Raw genomic sequence first — 22402 nt, forward strand, 5'->3', positions numbered from 1 at the left:
CCGCGTCATCTGCACGTGGTGCTGGGCTGATCGACGGTGATGCTGCCATCGGCGTTGATCGTGCCGGTCAGGTAGCGGTCCTCCGCGTCCTCCTCTCTCCCGAAGGCCATGAAGATCCGGTCGCCTTCGATGAAGTAGATCCCCGTGCTCGTGCTGGAGATGTCCGTACCCGGGGCCGATGACGTGCTCACATACGACGAGCTGAAGCGCCGAACGTGGTGGTGATCGAAGAAGCTGAAGGTGTTCTCGCGCAAGAAGGAGACACCTGAATGGGAAAAGTAGGTGCTCTCGCATTCGAGGGAGCGTGTCCCCATCCCCGGGCCGTGGTGGTGCCTCACCACATGGCACGACAGGCTCGGCGTCCGGAACGCGATGGGGATCCCCCAATGCATTTCCAGCGCCTCCGAGGTCTCCGACCATGGAGGCCTCGATGAATCCGCATACGGGACCGTCATGCTCACGCGATCTCCCGTGAACGAATAGGTCCCACGGCGGACAGGCTCGCGGCCCTCGATGTTCAGCCCGAACGAGCCGTCGGCGGAGAAGGTGGCGTGATAGCCGGTGTTCCCGTGCTGCCGGTCGGCGCACCAGAACTGCAGGTTCAATTGCGCCAGCGCGAGCGAGGTCGTCGTCGTCGCGCCGAGCACGACGAGCACCGGGAGAAATGTCTTCATCACCGCGTCTCCGCGCCTGTTTCGGGGACCTCGAGGGCGAACGTCTCTTCGTGGTCGCCCGCCTTGACACGGAGCGACGCGCGCCCGGCCTCCTTCGCAACGAGCTTCACGCAGCTCGGCGACTGCCAGGAGGGCGGTTCCGACGCATCCGGGCGCTCGATCGTGACGAGCTCGGACGGCCAAAACCTCCACGTCGCCCCAACGACGGTGGTGTCTCCCGATTTTGCACGGAAGCAGAGCATCGTGCCGGTCGATCCGGGCCAGACCGTGATGGGCCTCTCCGAAGTCTCCTGGGTTTGCTCGACGATATCATCGATCGACTTGGCGCCCCGAACGTCGGCCGAATAGAAACGGCCGCCTGACCGTACCGCGAGCGTCACCCTTTCCTCGGAGGCCACCCGGACCCCGTAGATGTCCCACGCATGCCGCGAGACGTCGGCCGCATGGGCGCGCACCTCGAGCGCCTCGTCGACGACCTGGCGGTCGTTCGCGTCGAAGAGCAGAATGCCGATCGCCGCCGTGTTTCCGACGAGCACCGCCCAATTCGCGTTGTCCGGGTCCTCGTTCTCGAGCTCCCGCGGGAGCAGGGCGACACGCGCGACCGGCATGGCCGAGACCAAGACCCTGTCGAGCAGCTTCGTCGTCCCCGGTTCGAGGAGCCGCAGCAAGGTATTCCCCTCGGCGACACCTCGTAGGACGATCGTGGCGGGACCACTCGATTCGAACGCGACGACCCTGGAATCGACGAGCTTCGGCTCGAAGGCGGACACGTAGTGCGCATAGGGCGACTCCGGGTAGTAGACGTTCACCGTCTGTATGCCCCCGAGGGCCGTGGGGAGGAGGGTCTCCTTTTCCGCATTGTTGAATGTGCCCGCGCCCGCGAATGCCAGGCCGTTCGGCGTCTGATCCGAGCAGATCTCCCCGGGCGGGCACTGGCCCTTCGCAGCCGCTCGCTCCCCATACTTGCAGGCCACGAGCGACAGCCCCGCGAGCATCAAGCCCAGCGAGATCGTCCATCGATGCTCCCGGTCCGCGCTCGGGCGTGCTTCGGCCACGCGCGGCAACGACGGCTTTCTCGATTGGATTGTCATCGTGATCCTCCTCGTGTGCTGTCCCATGGAGCCACGAAGGGCGATTTGCCCCGCCGCCGCCCCATTCCGTCACGACCGAACGTTGAGCCGCGCGCCTAGGGCCGCAAGCCGGCCGTCCAGAGCAGTTGCTTCGGCGATCGATGCATCCCTGCATGGATGCATTGCCGCCCGACGCAGGAGCCATGCGCCGCCGTATCGCGCGGGGAGGATGGGCGTGATACGCGAAAAAACGACCTCCTTCGAGAAGGAGATCGGCGAGAATGCCATGCGCAGATGGAGCATCCCCCGGGCCGCTTTCGTCGTGGTGGGCCTCTCGCCGTGGCTCCTTTCGCCCGCACGCGCGTGGCTGCCGCTCGGCGAGGCGGGCGCCCTGCTCGACGCGGCGTTCGGGGCGATATGCCATCGAATCCCCGAGCGCACGCTCACGCTGGCGGGCGTGGCAATGCCCGTCTGCAGCCGATGCGCCGGGATCTTCGCCGGCGCCGCCGCGGGCGCGCTCGTCGCGCGGCCAGCGCTCTCCCCAGGCGCGTGGCGGCTCTGGATGATCGCGGCCAGCCTGGCCATGCTGGCCGATGTGGTGGCTCGGGGCGCCGGGCTGTACCCGGGATGCCACGCGGCGCGGCTCGCGACCGGCTTTTCCTTCGGATACACGATCGCCGCCGCGTGTGTGGACATGCTGCGGCGCGAGCGTGGCCAGCCTTCTGCGTAGGCAGCTCCGTTCTCTACGGCCCGTGCCCCAGCGACAGAAGCGCCCGATCCACGTCGATGCGGTACGCGTGATCCATCGCCGCCACCTCCTTGAATTTGAGATAGCTCTTCACGGCCTTGTCCTTTTGCCCCGTGGTGCGCATCGCCTCGCCGTGGAGGAAATACGCGTCGGCGTGCCAGCTCTCCGCCGGCCCGCCCTTCTGCAAGAGCAGCTCCACGGCCTTGTCGAGCTCCGGCGTCGCCGCGAGCTTGTTCCCGTTCGATTCGAAGATCTTCCCGAGCCGGTAATGCCACTCGGCGACCGAGCCATTGCCGGTGATCGCCTTTTGCCACGCCGTCTGCGCCTCCGGCCAGCGGCCGAGCTCCTGGTAACAAAGCGCCATCGTGGCGTGCGCCTCGTGCCGGGAGGGGCGCTTCTGCAAGGCGATTTCCAGGTCCGCGAGGGCGTCGATCGTGCGGCCTTGCTTGTGGAGCAAGACGCCGCGTTGCCAGTAGGCGTCCGCGAGCTCGCGGTCGAGCTCGAGCGCGCGCTTCAAGGCCGCCTCGGCCTTCGGGAACTGGCCGAGGACGTTCGCCGCCCAGCCGACGTAAAGGTAATATTCGGCGCGATTGCCGTCGATCTCCGTGGCCCGCTCGAGGAAGCGGATCGCATCGGCCGCCGCCGTCGTGCCGCCCTTCAAGAGGAGGGCTCGGCCGAGGAAATGGTTCGCATCCGAGGAGCTCGCGCGCTCCTTCAACACGTCGCGCAGAATGGGCTCGGCCTGCGCCGCGTGGCCCGCCATGACCTGCGCCGAGCCGACGCGCATCTTGAGGTCGATGTCGTTCGGCGCCTTCTCGAGCGCCGCCGCATACATCTCGAGCGCGCGCTCGCTCTGGCCCGTCTCCTCGTACAGCAGGCCGCGCTCCAGCGAGAGGCCCGGGAATTCCTTGTCGATGGTCGCGATCTGGTCGAAGACCTTCTGCGATTCCTCGAACGAGCCCATGCGACGGAGCGTGACGCCGAGGCGAAAGCGCGTGCCGAGGTCGTCCGCCTTGGCGAGCGCGGCCTCGAATTCGGTGCGCGCCTCGGCATAACGGCCCGCCTGCGAGAAGACCTCGCCCTTGGCGCGGTGGAGCGCCGGGAGATCAGGGAACTTGGCGCTGGCGTCGGCGAGCTTGGCCTGCGCCTCGTCATTGCGGCCGGCCGCCGAGAGGAGCGAGGCGAGCGCGACGTAGGCCTCGACGGCCTCGGTCTGCACGCCGCCGAGCTTGATGGCCTCGGCGTAGAGGGCCTCGGCTTCCTTCTTGCTCCCGAGCGCATCCTCGACGCGGCCGAGCCAATAAGCGGAGGCGGCGATGTCGGGTTTGTCGGCGCGGAGCTTTTCGGCGAGGGTCTTGGCGTCCTTGAGGCGCTCGAGCGCGAGGAGGGTCTTCGTGGCGCCGACGCGGGCCGGGAGGCTGGTCTCGTCGACACGCATGGCCTCCTCGAAGCGGAGGAGGGCCTGGGAGAAGCGGCTCGATCGATAAAACAGCTCGCCGTCGCCGATGAGCGCGGCCGCGCTGCGCGGGTCGATCTTGAGCGCCGCGGCGAAGGCCTGCTCGGCCGCGGTGATGCGGGAGCGGCCGAGGTGGATGCGGCCGATTTCGAGGTAGGCGTCGACGAGCTCGCGTTCGCTGGCAGAGGCGCGAATGTCGCCGTCGGCGGTGACCTTGCCGAGGAGGTCGAGGGCCTCGGTTTCTTTTGCAGGGTCGCGGCCGAGGATCGAGGCGAGCAAGGTGCGCGCGCCGGCATGCTTGGGGGAGGCTTCGAGCGCGGCGCGGGCGGTCTTTTCGGCGCTCGCGGCGTCGCCTTTGGCGAGCTCGGCGCGGGCGAGGCCATGAAGGGAGCGGGCGCCCTTGCGGATGGAGGCGGCGCGCTTCCACGCGACGAGCGCGTCGGCAGTCGCGCCGGAGGCGAGCTCGATCTCGCCGATCAGGACGGCGGCGTCGATGTCGTTCGCGTCGGCATCGAGCGCGTCCTTGGCGAGGCGGCGGGCCGGATCGAGGCGGCCGGCGAGCGCGTGTTGCGCGGCGACCGCGAGGGTGCGCTCGCGGCTCGGGCTCTCGGTCTGTCCGAGGAGCTGCTTGCCGAGGGTCTCGTCGTCGCCGCGGCGGCCATGGCGGAGGCTCCGCGAGAAGGCGACGTATGCGGCGTACGCGGCCGTCGCGCGGTGGCGCGGGCGCGAGGCCTGCGCGGCCTTGGCGGCGTCGAGCGCGCGCGCGGCGGCTGCGGCGGTGTCCTCGTCGAGCGTGGCCTGCGTGTTCTTTTCGAGCCCGGTGAGCGCCTCGGCATGCGCGGAGGCGTTCACGAGATCACTCACGGCGTGCACGCCGAACGGGCCGATGTCGGGCAGGAGGGCGAGCGCGCCGCCGCCGATGGCGATGAGGACGGCCGCGCCGACGCCGTAGACGCGGCCACGGCCGCGGGGACGCTGTTCACTCGGGGGTCTCGCGATGCTCTTCGGGGCCTTGTCGCGCTTGGCGAGCGCGTCGGCCCCGTCGGACTCGCCCGGCGCGAGGTCGACCTCGTCCCCGATGCCCGCGCTGTCATCCGGAGGCGGCTGGGGCGCGCGGGGCGCGGCGGCGGCGGGGACCTCGGCGCGCTGGGTCGGCGCGCCCACGCTGATCGGCGCGCTCGCCGCGAGGTCGATGGCCGGCTCGAGGGAAAACTCCTCGCCCGGCTTGGAGACGGGGGCCGCGGCGCGCGTGCTGTTCGGCGGCTGCGGCGTGGCCTTGGGCGCGGCCGCGGTTTTGTTCGGCGGGGGATCGGCGAACGCGGCGTCGAAGGCCGCGTCGTCGAGCTCGAAGCTGGGCGTCGAGGGCTGAATGGCGCGCGGCGGTGGTGCGGGCGCGGCGGCGGGCGGAGGTGGAGGGTCGCTCGCGAGGGGAAACTCGAGCTCGCCGAGGTCGCCCGGATCAAAGGCCGCGATCGCGGCGGACGGGACGGTCGCGCCAGGATCCATCCGGCGGGTCGTGTCGTTCCGGGTCGCGGAGGCCGCGGGCGGCGGCAGGGGGAGCTCGAGGTCGCCGAACGGCGGGCCTTCGGGCGCTGGCAGGTCGAGCTCGCCGAAGCCGACGAGATCGGGCGCGGGGAGCTCGATTTCGCCGAAGTTGCCGAGGTCGGCGTCGGCGGAGACGGCGGGCAGGTCGAAGCTGCTCAAGGGTTTTCCGCGCAGCGCCGTCATCGCGCCGGAGGAGCGGTGCTTCGGGCCGGGCGAGGCCGGCGCGGGGGGAGCAGCGGGCTCGTTCTTCGCGGGAGCACGGGCCGGCGCGGGGAGATCGATCTCGCCGAAGCCCTTTGCCGCGGGCGGCGCGGGGCGCGCGGCGGCGGGCCGCGCCGGCGCGGGGAGATCGATCTCGCCGAAGCCCTTCGCCGCGGGCGCGGGGCGCGCGGGGGCCGGCAGATCGAGCTCGGGCGTGCTCTTCTTCACGGGGCGCGCCGCCGGGCTCGGCAGATCGATCTCCGGTTCGGGCGCGCTCTTCGCGACGGGACGCGTGGGCGCGGCGAGCTTTTCGTCCGGCTTCGGCGGCGGCGGCTTCGGCGCGGCGGGGCGCGCGGGCGAGGGCAGGTCGATCTCGCCGAAGCCCTTGGCCGCGGGGCGCGCGGGTGCGGTCGGTTTGTCTTCCGGCTTCGGAGGGCCGGGCTTGGCCGCGGCCGAGCGCGTGGGCGAGGGCGACGGTGACGGCAGATCCACTTCGAGCGACGACGCCGGCGCCGCGACGGCCTTCATCTGCCGGACCGTCGGCTTGGTCGAGGGTATCCCGGGGGGCAGCTCGATCGCCGCGAGCGCCGCGTCCTCCTCCTCTTCATCATCGAGGGGGAACTCGTTCACGGCCGCCGCGGGCATCTGCCGGACCGTGGGCTTCGCGGGCACCGGCAGATCCGCGAGCTCTTCCTCTTCGGCCGCGGGCGAGGCGACCGGCATCTGCCGGACCGTGGGCTTCGCGGGCGAGGGAAGATCGATCTCGCCGAACCCAGGATCGTCGACTTCACCCCACAGATCGAGCTCCGTGGCTTCAGCGGGCTTCCGAGCGGGCGCGATGGGCTTCGCGGGCGCGGCAGGCTTCGCGGGCGCGGCGGGCTTCGGCTGGGCGGGGAGCACGGGCGGCTTCGGCGCGAGCGGAGCGGCCGGCGCCTTGCCCGCCACGGGTCGAGGGAGCAGCGGCTCCGAGCCGGCTTTCGCGCGCGGCGCGACCGGCGAGGGGAGATCGATCTCTTCGCCCTCCGCCGGCTCCGCGGGCTTGCGAACCAAGAGGCTCGTGCCGCACTTCGAGCAGCGCATCTTGAGCCCCGTCGCCGGGATCCGTCGTTCCTCCACCTGGTACGGCGACTTACACGAGTCGCACTCGACCTTGACCATGCTCATGCCTTCGAGGGGCCCTGGGGCGCGCGATGGTTCCGCGTTGCTCACTTCTACCAGGGTTTGAGGCTTCGCGGCTCTTTTGCGACAACGCGGTGGGCGGCGAGCAAGGGTCGAGCGGGCGGCCGAGCGGCGCGGATTCGTCCTCTCGCTTCCGCTGGGCCGGGGAAATGTGCTAACGCGCTCGCCTCATGCAGAAAGCGACCGCCTTCCTCTTCGCCGTGTTGGTCCTCGGGGCCATCGCGCTCGTCGTCGTCCCGCGCGGTCGCGGCGGAAGCTCGTCCACCGAGACGGCGACGGCCGACGCAGGCGCGCCGAGCGACGCGGGCGCGGCGACGGCGGACGCAGGCGCGGAGCCGTCGGACGCAGGCGCGAGCGGCGAGCCCGGCAGCGAGGTGGAGCCGGGAGGTCCGGTCGACGCGGGCGGGACGTTGCTCCTCACGGGCGAGGCGCCGCCGGCGCTCGCGGGCGAGGCGCCGAAGTCGGTCGTGTTCGGGGTGATCCTCGTGCAGTACAAGGGCGCGCAGGGCGCATTGCCGAACGCGCGGCCGCGTGAGGAGGCGCTGACGCTCGCGAAGCAGCTCGCCGAGGAGGCGAAGACGGACTTCAAGGCGGCGGTGGCGAAGGGCGACAAGGGTTCGATGGAGAACGCGGGGCGGCTGCCGCGCGGAATTTTGGAGCCCGCGCCGGAGTATGTTCTCTTCAGCCTGGCCAAGGGCGCGGTGAGCGAGGTCGTCGACACGCCGCGCGGCTACTGGATCGTGACGCGGATCGAGTAGGCACGAGACGAAGGGGACGGACGCGATGGCGCAGATCGACATCCTGAGGCCCCACGGCATGAGCGAGGACGCGGCGCGACGGCGCGCCGAGGATCTGGCGCGGCGGCTGGAGCAACGCCGCGGGGTGCGCTGGCGCTGGGAGGGCGACGAGCTCCGGCTCGACGCACCGAGCGGGCCGGCGAAGGGGACGCGGGGGTCGGTGCGCGTGACCGCGGAGGCCGTGCGGATCCGGGTGGAGCTGCCGCTCCTGCTCCGCGCGATGCGCCCCGTGGTCGAGTCGAAGCTGCACGAGAAGCTCGACGCGATGCTCGGCAAGGCCTGAGCGAGCGAGCAGGCAAGGCCGGGAGGACCGGGGTCCGCGGGCGGGGCTCTCGCCCACGATCGGGGCCGGCCGCGTCGAACCCGTGCCGCACGGGAATACCCCCGCATCGCGGCAGGGCGCGCGATCGTCGCGATCCGTCGCGAGCACGCTTTACTCCCGACGCACCGTTTGGCTAGTCTCCCCACGCAGCATGCAATGGACCAGAAACCCGTCTCCGCGGGAGGCGCGTCGAGCCCAATGACGGTAGAGACACCCATGCCCACGGGGCAGGCCGAGGATGCGGCGGCCTTCCTCAATCGTTTACGGTCCGAGCACGCCTCGCAGGAGGACAACGCGCTCCAAGCGCTGCTCCTGCACGAGTGCGGCGTCCTCGAAGAGAAGCACGGGGAGGAGCCGTCCGCCGCGCGGGACTACCTCGCCGCCTTCAACGCGGATCCGCAGAACCGCGAGTCGCTCGAGGCTCTCGTCCGGATCTTGACCCGACGCAAGTCCATCAAGAACCTCGGGAAGCTGCTCGAAGCGCTGACGCGCGCCTCCGTGACCCCGGAGGAGCGCGCCCGCGCGTTCTGGGAGCGCGCCGCGTTCCTGCAGGACTACGAGCAGAATCTTCCGGGCGCAAAAGAAGCGCTCGAAGAGGCCGTCGGCGCGAGCCCCGAGGACCCGACGCCGTGGCTCGAGCTCGAGCTCATCGCAGCGAAGGACGGCGATCTGCCCGGCCGCATGCGCGCCATCGAGGCGCGCGCCGAGCTCGCGTCCGACCCGACGTGGAAGGCGTTTCTGTTCATCGAGCTCGCGGAGCTGTCGGCGAAGGCCGGCGACACGCAGCGCGCCTACGATCTGATCGACGCCGCCGCCGCGCTGGATGGTCAGGGCCGTTTCCGGTCGCAGGTGACGCTCGAAGCGATCGCAGCGCGGGAGGACAACCCGACGGCGCTCGCGCGGGCCCTCGAAGGTCAAGCGCAGCTCATCGAGGAGGCGCTCGAAGACACGGAGCGCGGCGACGCGAGCGGCGTGCCCCGCTACGCGCGGCGCGCCGAGTACGCGGCCGACGCGTGGCTGCGCGCGGCAGAGCTGAAGCGGCGCGCGGGTGATCAAGAAGGCTGGGTGAAGCTGCTCGCGCGGGCCGCCGAGCAGCTGCCGCAGTCGTCGCTCATCGCGCGCTCGCGGCTCGCATCGCTGGAGACGAACGGCGACGCGAAGGGCGCAGCCGATCTCGCGCGGGCCGAGCTCGCGCGCGGCACGCCGGGCCCGGCCGCGGCGGCGCTCTGGCTGCGCATCGCCGAGGCGGCGATGCTCGACAACGACCGGGACGGCGCGCTCGCCGCGTTGCGCAGCGGGCTCGAAGCGGACCCGGCGTCGATCATGGCGCGCGCGCTCGAGCTCGACCTCTTGAGCGACGCGCAGGATCCGGCGGCGCTCGCGCGATCGCTCGAAGCCTCTGGCGCGTCGTGCCCGACGAACGAGGCGAAGGCGCGCGCGGAGATCATCGCGGCCTACGTGTGGGCTTGCCAGGCCGGAGACTCGGACGCCGCGAAGGCGGCGCTCGGTCGGGCCGCGGCGCTCGGCACGCCGGCGCCGCTGCTCGCGCGGATCGCGCGCACGCTCGCCTCGGTTCGAGGCGACGCGGCGTGGTACGAGCAGGTGACGGCGGAGCTCGTGGCGAGCGGCGCGGAGCCGGGCGAAGAGGCGAGCCTCTGGTTCGAGCTCGGCCGGAGCCGCGCGCTGCGGGGCGACGCGGACGGCGCGGCCGAGGCGTTCTCGAAGCTCGCGACGCTCGACGGCGATGCCTCGACGTGGCTCGGCCGCGTGCTCGCGGCCTACGCGCTCGGCGCGAAGCAGGCAGCGCCGGGCGAGGTGAGCGTGTTCCGCCCGATCGCGGCGACGATCGAGGAGCTCGCGAAGGTCGAGACGGACCCGAGCCTCGCGCGGGGCCTCTGGGTGGTCGCTGCGCTGCGCAGCACGCGCGCGGGTGACCTGGATGCGGCGCGCGCGCGTCTGCGCGAGCTGCACGAGGCGCAGCCGTCGGACGAGGTGGTCGCGCTCTTCCTCGCGGACCTCGAGCGCCGCGCGGGGGACCTCGCGTCCGCGTCGAACATCCTGTCGGCGTGCGCGACGGCGACCGAGGACATCGATCTCGGCGCCGCGCTCTACCTGGAAGCCGCGCTTCTCACGTGGCGGATCGGCGATCGGCAGAAGACGATCAAGCTCATCGAGCAGGCGCGCGACAGCGCTTCGAAGGCGGCCGCGGCGCTGCTCGCGTGGGCGCTGCGCGGGGCCGATCCCGACAGCCTCGACGGTCGTCGCCGCGCGCTGCTCACGGCAGCGGAGGCGGGCGCGGATCCGGCGAGCATCGCGATCGAGCGCTTCGGCCTGGAGGTTGGCCAGGGCGAGGCAGGTGATCGCGCCGAGGCGCTCACGGCGCTGGAGACGGCGGAGGCCGAGGGCTCGGGCGACATCACGGTCGCAGCAGGGCTCGCGCGGCTCACGTGGCCCGAGGCGCAGAGCGATCGGGGGGCGATCGATCGCGCGCTCGATCGTCTGGAAGACCAGGGCGACGAGGCGACGGCGATCGCCCGCGCGGAGCGGTATCGCCTCGCGCGCGCGGTCGATCAGGACCCGGGCGCGGCGGTGTCGCGCGCGGCGGCCTGGGCGGACGCGGAGCCGAAGCTCTACGCCGCGCTCGAGTGGCTCGGGGCGTCGCTCGCCGCGAAGGATCGCGAGGCCGAGGTGGCCGCGCGCAGCGCGGTGGGATCGTTCCTCGACGACGAGCCGTGGTCGGCGATGGAAGCATCGGCCGCGCTCGTGGCGATGCTGGATCAGCCGAGCACGCCGCAGCCCTTGCTCGCCGGCACGTCGGACGCGACGCGCCTCGCGAACCTGGAGCTCGCGATGCCCGGCTGCGATCCGCGCCGCCGCGCCTTCGCCCTGCAGAACGTGGGCGGGGCGCTCGGCGAGGAGGCGGGCAGCGATGCGTCGGCGCTCTCCGGCTGGTCGGAGCTCGCGGCGGGCAACGTGGAGGCGGCGCTCGCCACCTTCCGCGCGGCCGTCGAGCACCGTCAGGACGACATCGTGTCGTGGGAAGGCGTGCGCGCGGCGAGCGAGGCGCTCGGCGACCACGTCTCCACGGCGCTCGCGCTCGCGCAGCTCGGCGCACTCAGCAAGGACGACACGCGCGGCGCGGCGTTCTGGGAGTCCGCGGGCATCATCCTGCTCGAGCACACCGACGCGCACGACGACGCGGAGATCTCGTTCGCCCGCGCGTTCGATCGGGATCCGAGCCGTTCGATCGCCTTCGACAAACTCTTCCGCCGCGTGCGTTCGCGCAACGAGGACGACAAGCTGCTCGACATCATCGGGCGGCGCCTCGACGTGGCTGACGACGAGGCGGAGATCGGCAAGCTCTTCTGGGAGCGCGCGCGCGTGCTCCGCAAGAAGGGCGATCGCGAGGGCGCGCTCTCGGCGCTCGAGAACGTCACGATGCTCGAGCCCGATCACGTCGGCGCGCTCGCGCTCGCCGGCGAGATCTCGATCACGATGGGCAAGTTCGCCGAGGCGGCGGACCTGCTCGGCCGGCTCTCGGGCATCGGCGAGGCGCCGGCGCAGCAGCGGCTGATGTCCGGCGTCGCGGCGGTGGACATCTACGAGAACAAGCTGAACGCCCCGGAGAAGGCGCTCAAGGTGCTCGTGGGTCTGCACGAGGCGGGCCTGTCCACGCCGCCCGTGCGCGAGCGCCTCGCGCGCGTCGCGGCGAAGACGGGCGCGTGGTCGCGCGCGACGTCGATCCTCGAGCAGCTCATGCAAGAGCGCGACAAGCGCGAGGGGCGCATGGAGGCCTCGCGGCTCGCGATGGCCATCTGGCGCGACAAGCTGAACGATCCGCTCAAGGCCGAGAGCGCGGTCGTGAAGCTGCTCGACGAGTCGCCGGACGACGGCGAGGCGCTCGATCTCGTGCTCACCACGAGCTACGAGGCGTCGCTCCGCCAGCGCCTGCTCGGCCGCGCGAAGAGCGTGCTCGTGCAGAAGCTCTCGGAGGATCCGTGCGACGCAGACCGCGTCGAGCGGCTCGCGAAGATCGCGCAGGCCGGGCAGGACGCGGCGCTCCGCCAGGCGACGCTCGGCTGCCTCGTCTCGCTCGGTCGCGACGACGACGCGATCTCGACGGAGCTCAAACGGATCGACGGTCGCGTCGCGACGCGGCCGCAGATCGTGCTCGACGCGAAGGCCATGGCCGAGGTCGCCGATCCGGAGGACAACGGCCCGATCGCGGAGCTCTTCGTGCTCATGGCCGAGACGGTGACGCTCGCGCTCGGCCCGACGCTCGGCTCGCTGAACGTCGGCAAGAAGGAGCGCGTCGACTCGCGCGGCGGCCACCCGCTGCGCGTGGCGGTCGCCGAGTGGATGGGCGCGGTGGGCTTCGAGGGCGACTTCGAGCTCTACGTGGGCGGCCCCGAGCCGAAGGGCGTGCACGGCGTCGCCGGCGAGGTGCCCGCGATCGTCGTCGGGTCCGGGATCACGACGCCGCTCGACGCGGCGGCCCGCTCGGCCATCGCGCGCACGGTCTTCGCCCTGCGGCGCGGGATCACCTCGCTCCGCACGCGCGACGAGGCCACGGTCGCGTCCGTGGTCATCGCGGCGTGCAACGAGGTGGACATCAAGGTCGCTAACCCCGGCTACGCGGTCTACGGCGAGATCCAGCGCGCGGTGCACAAGGAGATCTCGCGCAAGATCCGCAAGAGCATCGGCGAGGTCTGCCAGAAGGTCGTGTCGAGCAAGCAGGACGCGCGCGCGTGGACGAACGCGGCGCGGCGCAGCCTGGATCGCATGGCGGTGATCGCCGCCGGCGACGTCTCGATCGTTCTGAGCGACATCTTGAGCGTGCCGCGTGATCAGCTCGGCTCGGTGGTCACCGAGAGCGAGCGCTCGCGTCGCCTTCTCTCGTTCGTGCTTTCCCCCAGCTACCTCGAGCTGCGCAAGAAGCTCGGCATGGGTGTCCGGTGAGCCACGACTCTGGAGCAAAGGATCAAGATCCCGTGAGCGAGCCCCAAGACGAGATCGACCTCGTAGAGGACGCGATCGACGACGACGACGACGACGCTGCGACCATCATGGCGCACGTGCCCGACGAGCTGATGGCGTCGCTGCGGAACTCCAGCAGCGAGCCCGAGATCGGCGAGGTGACCGCGCGCATGAAGGAGGACGTGCGGCACGAGATGCCCACGAGGCCCGAGGACGATGGGCTCGTGGAGGCCCTCGTCGACGAGACGACGACGCCGCCGGCCGCGGACGCGAGCGCCCACGACGCGGTGACGCCCGCAGGACCTTCCGTCGTGGAGACGCCGGTGGCCGGGGTCGTGGCCGAGGTGGAAGCCCAGGACGACGTCCCGATCGCGCCGTCGCGACGCGAGCGCGCGCCCGTCGCGGGAGCGCCCAAGTTCGACGACGAGCAGGACGCGAGCGCGCACCTCGTGCGCACGCAGCAGCGTGACGCGTGGGCCGAGCGGGCCGCGTGGCTGCGCGCCGAAGCCGAGGCGATGGAGGACAAGGCCGCGCGCGCGCGAGCGCTCGTGGCGGTGTCCGAGATCTACGTGATGGCGGGCGAGGAGCAGACGGCGCGCGCGATCGCGGCCGAGGCGCGCGAGCTCGCGCCGAGCTCTCCGCTCGCGCATCGCCAGATCCGCGGCCTCCTCGCGCGTGATCAGGACTGGCAAGGCACGATCGAGGTGCTCGACACCGAGGCGCGCATCGCGCCGACGCCGGCCGCGCGTGCACACGCCGCCGTGCTCGGCGCCGAGGTCCTGCGCATCCGCCAGGAGGACGAGGAAGGCGCGCAGAAGCGCATGGATCTCGCGCAGCGTTCGCTGCACACGGATCCGCGCCCGCACGTGCAGCGCTTCTGCGAGGCGCTCGGCAGCGCCGATGACGCCTTCACGAAGGTCCGCGCGCCGGAGACGAGCGAGCTCTCGGCGCTGCGCGACGCATTCACGCAGGTCGCGATCCACCGCGGCGTGGTGCCGCGCAGCGTCCGCGGTGTCGTCTCCGCGTACGACGCGCTCCTCCGCGCGCGCGCCGCACTCGAAGCGGGCGACGTGTCCCTCGCGGTGTCGAGCCTCGGGCGCCTGCGCAGCACCGCCTCCCTCAAGGGCGGCGCGGGCTGGCTCGCGGGCATGCTCGCGGCCGCGCGCAAGGACACGCGCCCGGGCTCGATCGAGGCCCTGCGCGGCGCGCTCGACGGCACGCACGACGCCGACGCGCGGCGCGCCCTCGCGGCCCGCGCGATCGAGCTCGGCGACGCCGCCGCGGCGCGCGCGGCCGTCGAGGGCAGCGACACGATCGCGTTCTCGGCCGCCGACCGCCTCTCCTTGACGGCGCTCACCGGAGGCTCGCGCGAGCTCTTCGAGCAGGCCGTCGACGCGGCCGCGGGCGACGACGAGCTCTCGCCGCTGCTCGCGGCGGCGAGCGCGGCCTCCCGCGAAGCCGACGCGCCTTCGAGCAGCGTCATCAGCGCAGGCAGCCCGAGCGCGCGTACTTCCGCGGCGCTTGGCCGCGCCCTCGCCGACGCACGCCCCGACGGCAAGCCCCTCGGCGAGAGCGAAGCCCTCGCGGCGGCGATCCTCGGCTACACCGAGCACGCCGAAGGCAGCGGCACGGGCCGCGCGCTCAAGCTCGAGCTCGACCTCGAGTCGAAGGCCGGCGCGAATGTCGCCCGTGCCGTCGCCGCGTGGCGTGGTGAGCAGGACGGGGATCGCGACAGCGCGCTGGCGAGCGCGCTCCTCGCCGAGCTCGCGGGCGACGCCGAGCTCGCGGCCGAAGGGTACGATCGCGCGCGTCAGTCCGATCCGGCCCACGAAGGCGCCGCGCGCGCTCGCGCGACGGGCGCCGATGCTGCCACCGCGTCGAGCGTCCTCGCCGGCCTCGCGCAGTCGATCGAGCCGGGCACGCGCGCCGCGCTCTTGCTCACGGAGGCGGCGATCCGCTTGCTCGAGGTCGAGGTCCCCGACACCTCGATCGACGACGAGCGCGACAAACTCCTCCGCGGCGCGGCCGAGATCGACGCGCGCCTCCCGCTCTCCGTGCACCTCGGCGAGCGCACGGCGCGCGGCGTGGGTGATCGCGACGGCCTCATCGAGTGGCTCCACCTCCGCCGTCAGGCGAGCGAGGATCCGATCGAGCAAGCCCGCGACTTCGTGCGCGAAGCCCTCATCACGCCGGAAGGCGCCGCGCACGCGGCGGGCCTGCTCGCGCAGGCGCTCACGGCGCGGCCCGACGACATCGGCCTGCGGGAGCTCTACGAGCGCCTCTCACCGGAGCGCCCCGCGGATCGCGCGGCGTGGCGCGCCGAGCGAGCGGCCGCCTCCACGGGCTCCGACGCCGCGCGCTTCTCGCTCGAAGCCGCGCTCGAGTACGAGCGCGACGGCGACCTCGAGAAGGCCGCGGCCCTCTCGCGGCAAGCCATCGCCGCGGGCGAGACGCTCCTCGCGCCGCTCTGCGCGTACCGCGCTGCGCTCGCGGGCCATGGCACGAGTGATCTCGTCGACGGCCTCCTGCAGTACGCCCGCGCGACGGAGGATTCCGTCGAGCGGCTCCAGGCGTACGAGCGCCTCGCCGAGCTCGACGAGGTCGGTCGCGGCGACGCGGCGAGCGGCCTGCTCTGGCGCCGCACGATCCTCGAAGAGACGCCCACGCACCTGCCGACGCTCCGCCGCGTCGCGAGCGCCCTCATCGCGGGCGGCCGCGACGAGGAGCTCGAGCCGGTCGTCTTCACGCTCGCGAGGACGCTCGAAGGCCCCGAGGCCATCGCGCACGCGCACCTCTCCGCGCGCCTCCGCCTCCGCATCCACGGCTGGGACGAGACGCGCGAGCCGGTCGAGATCGCCTATCGCAACGAGCCTCGCGGGCTCTGGGCGCTCCGCCAGACGGCGGCGCATGCCCGCGCGCGCGGCGACGAGGCGACGGCGCTCGAAGCCGACCTCGAGCTCGCGAACCGGACCGAGCGCGCCTCCGAGATCGCCACGCTCTCGCTGCGCGCCGCCGAGTCCGCGACGCGCGCGGGGCAAACCGAGAAGGCCCGCGAGCTCCTCGAGAAGGCGATCGAGCTCGTGCCTGGTCACCTCGTGGTGCACCTCGAGCGCGCCCGCGCCCTCGAGGAGAGCGGAGACTTCGTCGGGGCCGCGACCGCGCTCGAAGCTGCCGCGCAGACCAGCGCGACGGCCGAGGAGCGCGTGCGCAACCTCTACCTCGCCGCGGTCCTCTGGGCCGACAAGACGAGCGAGACCGAGCGCGCGCGCGGCGCCTTCGAGAGCGTCTTCGCGGTCGATCCCTCGTACCTCGACGTCTTCCAGCGCTTGCAGGCGATCTACGTCGCGAGCGGCGCGCGGGCCGAGCTCGCCGCGCTCCTCGAACGTCGCCTCGACGCCGTCACCGATCCGGCCGAGCGTGTCGAGATGGAGGTCCTGCGTGGCCGCGCGCTCGCCGACGTCGGCGATGCGGCGGCGGCGAAGCAGGCCCTCGCGGCGGCGCTCGATCAGAACCCCGACCACGTCGAGGCTCTGACGGCGTTTGCCGACGTCTGCGCGAAGGAAGACGACTGGGGCGGCGCGGAGCAGGCCTGGATCCGACTCGCGCGCCTCGTCGCGGAGCCCGAGCGTCAGGCCGAGCTCTACATGCGCCTCGGCGACCTCTACAACGGCCCCTTGCCGAACGCCGAGCGCGCCGAGCTCTCCTACCAGGAGGTCTTGAAGCGCTTCGCGAGCAACGAGCCCGCACGCGAGCGCCTCGTCGACCTCTACAAGAACCTCGGCGACACGGCGAAGGCCCTCGAGCAGCAGACGATCCTCATCAACAACGTCGAGGAGCCCGAGGCGAAGTGCCGTCGCACGACGCAGCTCGCCGAGATCTACGAGGCGATGGGCGACCTCAAGAAGGCCGAGCAGACCTTGCTCCAGGCGCGCAAGACCTGGCCCAAGGACGACGTCGCGCTCGGCGCGCTCGCGAGCTTCTACCAGCGCACCGATCAGGCGCAGGCTGCGAACGTCCTGCTCGATCGTGCCGTCGCCGACGCGCGCCGCGCGCTCGGCACCGGCCGCTTCGAGCCGTACCTCTTCAGCACCGTCGCCACCGTCGCCGATCTTCGCGGCCGTCCCGAGGTCGCGCGCATCGCGCGTGGCAGCGTGTCGGCCCTCGACGGCGGCGCGGTCGATCTACCGGGCGCGGGCGCGGCGGCCGGCGACCTCTCGCTCGACGAGCTCGTCGCGCCCGACGTGATGACGCCTGCGTTCCGCGACCTCCTGCAGCGCACCGGGCCGATGCTCGACACCGCCGTGCCGTTCGACGTCACGTCGGTCCGCGCGACGCCCTTCCCGCCCCCGCAGGCGCACCTCGCCGAGGAGATCAAGGAGCTCGCGCGCGCCTACGGGATCGAGGACCTCAAGGTGCTGCAATCGTCCACGCTCGGCGCGGTGTGCGTCGCCGCGAGCGCGCATCCGCCGACGATCGTGCTCGGCGCGCCGCTCGTGGCCTCGCCGAACGAGGCGGTCCGCACGTTCCTCGTTCACCGCGCGCTCAAGGTCGTCCAGGCGAATGCCACGGCCTTCGCGCGCACCGCGCCGATCGACCTCTGGCCGCTGCTCGCCGCGTACCTCAAGGCGCTGAGCCCTGGGTTTGCCCCGCAAGGTGTCGACCCGGCCAAGCTCAACGATGCTTCGGCGCGCGTCGCCAAGGCGCTCCCGGCGAGCCTCGACCCGCAGGTGCGCACGCTCGCGACGGACGTCATCGCCAACATCGGCAACCGCGCCTCGACCCTCAACACCGCGGTGAACGGCTGGGGTGCGCGCGCGGGCTTGCTCGCGGTCGGTGATCCCAACATCGCGCTCACGGGCATTGCCTGGGCCGGCGGCCACACGAACCAGCCTCCGGCGTCCGGCAAGGAGCGCCTCACCTGGATCGGCCGCAACGCCGAGGCCCGCGAGCTCATCGTCTTCTCGGTGAGCGACGCGTACGCCGACGCCCGCGCGCGCCTCGGCCTCGACTGATCCCATCCGGCCGCGCTTGGCCTCGCGCCTGCTCCTCGCCGCGGCGGCCCTCCTCGGGGCCGCCGCCTGCTCCTCCCCGGACGCCTCTCCCGCGCCCACCCCGTCCGCGTCTGCGGCCGTTCCGCCGCCGGCGCCCTCTCCCCTCCCCTCGGCTGCGCCCCCGCCTGAACCTTCCCGCTGCGCCGGCATCACCTGCGCATCGATCGAGCGCTGCGACGAGGCCACGGGCGCGTGCGTCCCGCATTGCCCGGCGGGCGAGGTTTACATCCCGAAAACCGGCCCCGACGGGTTCGTCATGGGCAAAGGTTTCACCTTGAATGGCGGCGCGCGCCGCCTCCGCAAGGGACACCAGCCCGACTCCGATCGCCCGCACCGCGTCGTCCTCACCCGCCCATTTTGCATGGACGAGACCGAGGTCACCGTCGGCGCCATGAAACCATGCGTCGACGCGAAGGCCTGCGACCCGCCGAAGAGCCTCGAAGTCTTTGCGAACTACCCTCGCCGCCCCGATCACCCCGCCAACGAGGTCTCCTGGGACAAGGCGAAGAAGTATTGCAAGGCCCAAGGCAAAGACCTCCCCACCGAAGCGCAATGGGAATGGGCGGCGACCGGCGGCGACGGACGCAAATGGCCCTGGGGCAACGACGACCCCACCTGCGAGCACGCCGATTTCACGATTGGCGTCCTCGTCTCGCCCGGCGGCGACTCCGGCTGCCACGGCGGCGGCACCTCGCCCGTCCGTTCGCATCCGAAGGGCGCGCGAAGCTGGCCCACCGGCACGCTCCACGACCTCGCGGGCAACGTCTGGGAGTGGTGCGACGACACCTACGCCAAATATGGCGAAGGCCCTGTCACGGATCCCCACGTGCAAAAGCGCGGCGTGCTCGTCCACGTCGTGCGCGGAGGCGGCTGGAATCGCTCGAACCTCGGCATCCAGACCGCCTTCCGCGGCGCCGCCATTCACACCTACGAGGTCCCCGGGCTCGGCTTTCGTTGCGTCCGGAACCCGTGAACGCCTGGGGGAGGGCCCCGCGCGGAGCCCTCCCCTTCACGTTTCCGCGATCAGAACACCGTATCCATCTGATCCGGGATCACCTCACCCACCTCGCTCATGCACGAAACGGAGGCGCCCGCCGCATCCTTGCAGCCCGTCGTCGCACACGGGTACGGCGCGGCCTTCTGCGGGTTTGGCAGGATGAACATCGGGTTCACGAGCCACTTGTTCATGTAGTTCGCGTACGCGTTGCACATGATCTCGTTCTTGTTCCGGTTGATCGCGAGCTTCAGCACCGTCGCGTCGTGCAGGAACGAGATATCCGTATCCGAATCGCCCGCGCCGAACACCGGCCGCTTCTTCATGTCCGCGTTCGGCTTCTCCGCGTCGGCCCCGGTCACCCCGTAGATCACCTTGTTCATCCAGCAGCGTTTGCCCTCGATGTACGTGATCATCGTATTGCCGACGGGATTCGCGCCGTTCCCCGATCCATCCACCACCGACCCGCAGCCTTCGAAGTCGTACGTCAGCTTTCCGGCCCCGTCGAGCAGGTTCCGGATGGCGATCACGTGCTCCGCGCCAATGTTCACGCGCTCCGCGAACGCCTCCACGTTCGGCTGCGCCGACGCTGAAATCACCCACACGTCGAGCCCGTTCTTCTGCATCACGTCGATCAGATCGCTGATCTGCTCGTAGATCCGCACGTAAGCATTGACCGACGTCGTCCCGATCGTCTGCTTCGTCCCCTCCGCCGCGGCGAGCCCCTCTTCGATCGCCGTGTTCGCGAATGCCTTCATCTCGGCCGGCGTGTATCCCGCCTGCACCTGCGCAGCCCAGGCGTACGCGGGCTCCATCGTGCGATAGTTCCACGCCTCGAACGCCGCCTTCGCGCCCACCGTCTTCCCCGTCGTATACACCGCGAGGATCTCGTCCGCGCATTCCGCGTTCGTGCTCGTCGGCAGCGGCATCCCCGCGTCGACCAGCGCTCCGCACGCCTTGTCCAGCGCGTTTTGCGCTTCATTCGTCAGGAAACGGCTCGTCGTGCGCCAGTCCTTGTTCGGCGGCTGCATGATCTTGTCGTTCTTCACGAGCCAGAAGAACACGAGATCCCCCACGTCGTTCTTGATGACCGTGTTGTCCCAGTCGAAAATCGCGACGGGCTTCTGCGCCGGATCGTACGACGCGCTGTTCACCCCGACCTCGTCGATCATCTTGTCGAGCGCCTCGCGATTCTGCCCGTACCACATCAGATTCGGATCCAGGTCGGGCGCGGCCATCGAGCCACCCGCGCCACCCGCGCCGCCCATCCCGCCGGCGCCGCCCATTCCACCGATGCCGCCCATTCCACCCGCGCCGCCCATTCCACCGGTGCCGCCCGTACCGCCCGTGCCGCCGGTCGCGCCTGCTCCCCCGTTGCCTCCGGAGCCGTTCTCTCCCTCGTCCGTGCAAGCCGCCGAGAGCGTCGCCATCCCCACGAGGAGCGCGACGGGAAGAAAAGATCGAATCTTGATCATGGCAAGGATCCCCTTTCTGAGATCACCCTACCACGGAAAGCTCGAATCCCGCGAACACCATTTTCACGACATCATGGTAACACGGTGATCCATTCGCCATTTCCACACGCAAAAGCCGCTCCGAGGCGCGAGCGCGTCTGCTCGATTCGATCCACGCTCCGACCTCCATGGCCTTGCCCCCGGCCCCTCGATTCGCGCCCCGATCCCTCGTCCGCTTCGCGCTCCTCGGCTTCGCCGCGTGCTCCGCCTCGCCGAAGCCCGTTTCGCAAACGAGCGCCCCGCTCCTCGAGCCCGCGCCCGCCGCGGACGCCATGAAGCCCGCGGCCACGCAAAGCTCCTCGTTCGAGCGTGAAGCCCGCGGCACGAAGCTCCGCCTCGTCTTCCACGCCGATCCCCTCCCGAACCTCGTCTACCAGCTCGATTGCATGGCCGGCCGGCACCCCTGCTCCCGCGCCGCGTACGAGGCTCTCTGGCAGGACGAGCTCGGCTGGGACGACGAGGACCGCCGCACCCTCGAAGCTTTTCGCAAGAGCCGCGAATCCTGGAGAGGCCGCATCGAGCTCCATCCGAAGGCCCCCGCCGCGCCCCTCCCCTTGCCCCACGCCGATCGCACCGTCGCCGCGCGCCTCTCCATCGCCGGCCTCGTCGCTCGCACGCCCGACGAGCACGTCCGTTTCCTCGGCCTCGTCACCACGCCCGCCGACGCCCAGCGCGCCCAGGCCCTCATCGACCATTTCCGCCCTCGATTCGATCGATACTGGGAGCGCGAGGGCCGTGCCCATTGCGAAGAGTCCGCCGAGAACCTCGCCGCCCTCTTCCAGCGCGAGGGCATCACGGGCCACGTCGAGGCGCTCGTCGGGTTTTACAAGGCCGATCTCCCCGAGGGCGCCCCGCTCCATTTCCACCTCATGGCCCGGCCGGCCCACCGCTCCGTCGACGCCGCCCGCCAGATCGGCGGCCACGCCGTCATCGAGATGCCGGCCGGCGCCAAACCCGAGGACCGCGCCCCCGTCGTCGTCCACGAAATGCTCCACCACCTGCACGCCGCCGCCACCGACGAGCGGCTCGCCGCCCTCTCCCGATCGTTCGTCGAGACGAACGACCCGCTCGCCCCGGCTTCTTATGCGGTCCTCGACGAGGCCCTCGCCACCGCGCTCGGCACCGCGAAGGCCATGGGGCGCCTCGATCCGCCCGGTTTGTCGAAAAAGCTCGAAGCGCCGATGGGCCTTTATGCCGAGCCCACGATCGACCGCGTCGCCAAGGCCGTGCTCCCCTTCCTCGACGCCCGCCTCGCCGAAGGAAAGAGCTTGCACGACCCCGGCTTCGCCCCCGGCTTCCTCGCCGCCGTCCACGAAGCCTTCCCCGACGGCCTGCCGCCCCTCGCGCACGCCCGCCCCCTCGTCGCCGTCGTCGCGCCCGGCCTGTGGCCGGCCTTCCACGCCTTCGACGGCGCCGCGATGGCCTCCTCGCTCGGCGGATCCACCGCCTCCGACGCCATGCGCGCCCCCGAGACCCTGAACCTCTTCGCCTCGCGCCCCCACTGGGGCGGCGCGTTTTTCGTGACACACGCCGAGATCGCCGACCTCGCCCGCTTCGAGGGCCCGATCGGCGCCGCCGCGGTCGCCGCCATCACCGCCGAGGCCCGGCGCACGCGCGCCTTCGTCTATTCGACGCAAAAAAGCCCCGGCGTGTATCGATTCGTCTTCGTCGCCGACGACCTGCCCTCGATGAACGACCTCGTCCGCGCCCTCGCGGCCCAGCGCGCGCCGTTCGAGGGCGCGCTGGAGGTCGTCGCGCGCCGACCGGCCTCGCATTGATGCAACCCTGAGATCGCAAACCACAAAAAGACGCCGCCCGCGCCGTCGCGAGGACGACGCGGGCGGGTTTTCCGGGGCGCGAGGAGCTCGCGCCTC

At 71.7% G+C, this 22402-nt stretch carries 11 protein-coding genes; 7 read left to right on the plus strand and 4 right to left on the minus strand.

Annotation, left to right across the window (positions count from 1 at the left end):
* Positions 1-5: 5 nt before the first annotated feature.
* Positions 6-674 carry a hypothetical protein gene (locus QHF83_RS38140; protein WP_282422981.1) on the minus strand — a complete coding sequence of 223 codons (669 nt, stop codon included), beginning with the start codon at positions 672-674 and terminating at the stop codon, positions 6-8.
* Positions 674-1765 (minus strand): hypothetical protein, encoded by a 1092-nt coding sequence (locus QHF83_RS38145; protein ID WP_282422982.1) that lies wholly within the window; start codon positions 1763-1765, stop codon positions 674-676. The genes QHF83_RS38140 and QHF83_RS38145 overlap by 1 nt, the downstream gene beginning before the upstream one ends.
* Positions 1766-1979: 214 nt before the next feature.
* On the opposite strand from QHF83_RS38145, the gene QHF83_RS38150 reads away from it, so the two are divergent.
* A complete protein-coding gene (locus QHF83_RS38150; protein ID WP_282422983.1) occupies positions 1980-2474 on the plus strand; it encodes a DUF2085 domain-containing protein in 495 nt (164 codons plus the stop codon).
* A 13-nt stretch (positions 2475-2487) separates the two neighbouring features.
* Here QHF83_RS38150 and QHF83_RS38155 read toward each other — a convergent pair whose 3' ends face one another.
* Positions 2488-6858 carry a tetratricopeptide repeat protein gene (locus QHF83_RS38155; RefSeq protein ID WP_282422984.1) on the minus strand — a complete coding sequence of 1457 codons (4371 nt, stop codon included), beginning with the start codon at positions 6856-6858 and terminating at the stop codon, positions 2488-2490.
* Positions 6859-7043: 185 nt separating this feature from the next.
* On the opposite strand from QHF83_RS38155, the gene QHF83_RS38160 reads away from it, so the two are divergent.
* From QHF83_RS38160 to QHF83_RS38180, 5 genes are all read left to right on the plus strand, one after another.
* Complete coding sequence (locus QHF83_RS38160; RefSeq protein WP_282422985.1) at positions 7044-7631, plus strand: peptidylprolyl isomerase; 588 nt, start codon at positions 7044-7046, stop codon at positions 7629-7631.
* A 25-nt stretch (positions 7632-7656) separates the two neighbouring features.
* A complete protein-coding gene (locus QHF83_RS38165) occupies positions 7657-7953 on the plus strand; it encodes a polyhydroxyalkanoic acid system family protein (RefSeq protein ID WP_282422986.1) in 297 nt (98 codons plus the stop codon).
* Between the two features lie 255 nt (positions 7954-8208).
* On the plus strand, positions 8209-12951 hold the full coding sequence (locus tag QHF83_RS38170; RefSeq protein ID WP_282422987.1) for a tetratricopeptide repeat protein: 4743 nt from the start codon (positions 8209-8211) through the stop codon (positions 12949-12951).
* 32 nt (positions 12952-12983) lie between these two features.
* A complete protein-coding gene (locus QHF83_RS38175) occupies positions 12984-17981 on the plus strand; it encodes a tetratricopeptide repeat protein (protein WP_282422988.1) in 4998 nt (1665 codons plus the stop codon).
* A 16-nt stretch (positions 17982-17997) separates the two neighbouring features.
* Positions 17998-18993, plus strand: coding sequence for a formylglycine-generating enzyme family protein (locus QHF83_RS38180; RefSeq protein ID WP_282422989.1), 996 nt, complete (start codon positions 17998-18000; stop codon positions 18991-18993).
* A 50-nt stretch (positions 18994-19043) separates the two neighbouring features.
* Here QHF83_RS38180 and QHF83_RS38185 read toward each other — a convergent pair whose 3' ends face one another.
* The gene (locus QHF83_RS38185) at positions 19044-20489 is read right to left on the minus strand and encodes a haloacid dehalogenase-like hydrolase (protein ID WP_282422990.1); all 1446 of its coding nucleotides are present in this window, start codon (positions 20487-20489) and stop codon (positions 19044-19046) included.
* Between the two features lie 167 nt (positions 20490-20656).
* On the opposite strand from QHF83_RS38185, the gene QHF83_RS38190 reads away from it, so the two are divergent.
* Complete coding sequence (locus tag QHF83_RS38190) at positions 20657-22306, plus strand: hypothetical protein (protein ID WP_282422991.1); 1650 nt, start codon at positions 20657-20659, stop codon at positions 22304-22306.
* Positions 22307-22402: the final 96 nt, after the last annotated feature.

Origin of the sequence: Polyangium sp. 15x6 (assembly GCF_029960785.1) — a bacterium.
Taxonomy (GTDB): domain Bacteria; phylum Myxococcota_A; class Polyangia; order Polyangiales; family Polyangiaceae; genus Polyangium.

What these genes read in the sequence shown, in the direction of transcription:
- QHF83_RS38140 (WP_282422981.1), bottom strand. Translation starts at nt 674, where the DNA reads ATGAAGACATTTCTCCCGGTGCTCGTCGTGCTCGGCGCGACGACGACG.
- QHF83_RS38145 (WP_282422982.1), bottom strand. Translation starts at nt 1,765, where the DNA reads ATGACAATCCAATCGAGAAAGCCGTCGTTGCCGCGCGTGGCCGAAGCA.
- QHF83_RS38155 (WP_282422984.1), bottom strand. Translation starts at nt 6,858, where the DNA reads ATGAGCATGGTCAAGGTCGAGTGCGACTCGTGTAAGTCGCCGTACCAG.
- QHF83_RS38160 (WP_282422985.1), top strand. Translation starts at nt 7,044, where the DNA reads ATGCAGAAAGCGACCGCCTTCCTCTTCGCCGTGTTGGTCCTCGGGGCC.
- QHF83_RS38165 (WP_282422986.1), top strand. Translation starts at nt 7,657, where the DNA reads ATGGCGCAGATCGACATCCTGAGGCCCCACGGCATGAGCGAGGACGCG.
- QHF83_RS38170 (WP_282422987.1), top strand. Translation starts at nt 8,209, where the DNA reads ATGCCCACGGGGCAGGCCGAGGATGCGGCGGCCTTCCTCAATCGTTTA.
- QHF83_RS38185 (WP_282422990.1), bottom strand. Translation starts at nt 20,489, where the DNA reads ATGATCAAGATTCGATCTTTTCTTCCCGTCGCGCTCCTCGTGGGGATG.
- QHF83_RS38190 (WP_282422991.1), top strand. Translation starts at nt 20,657, where the DNA reads ATGGCCTTGCCCCCGGCCCCTCGATTCGCGCCCCGATCCCTCGTCCGC.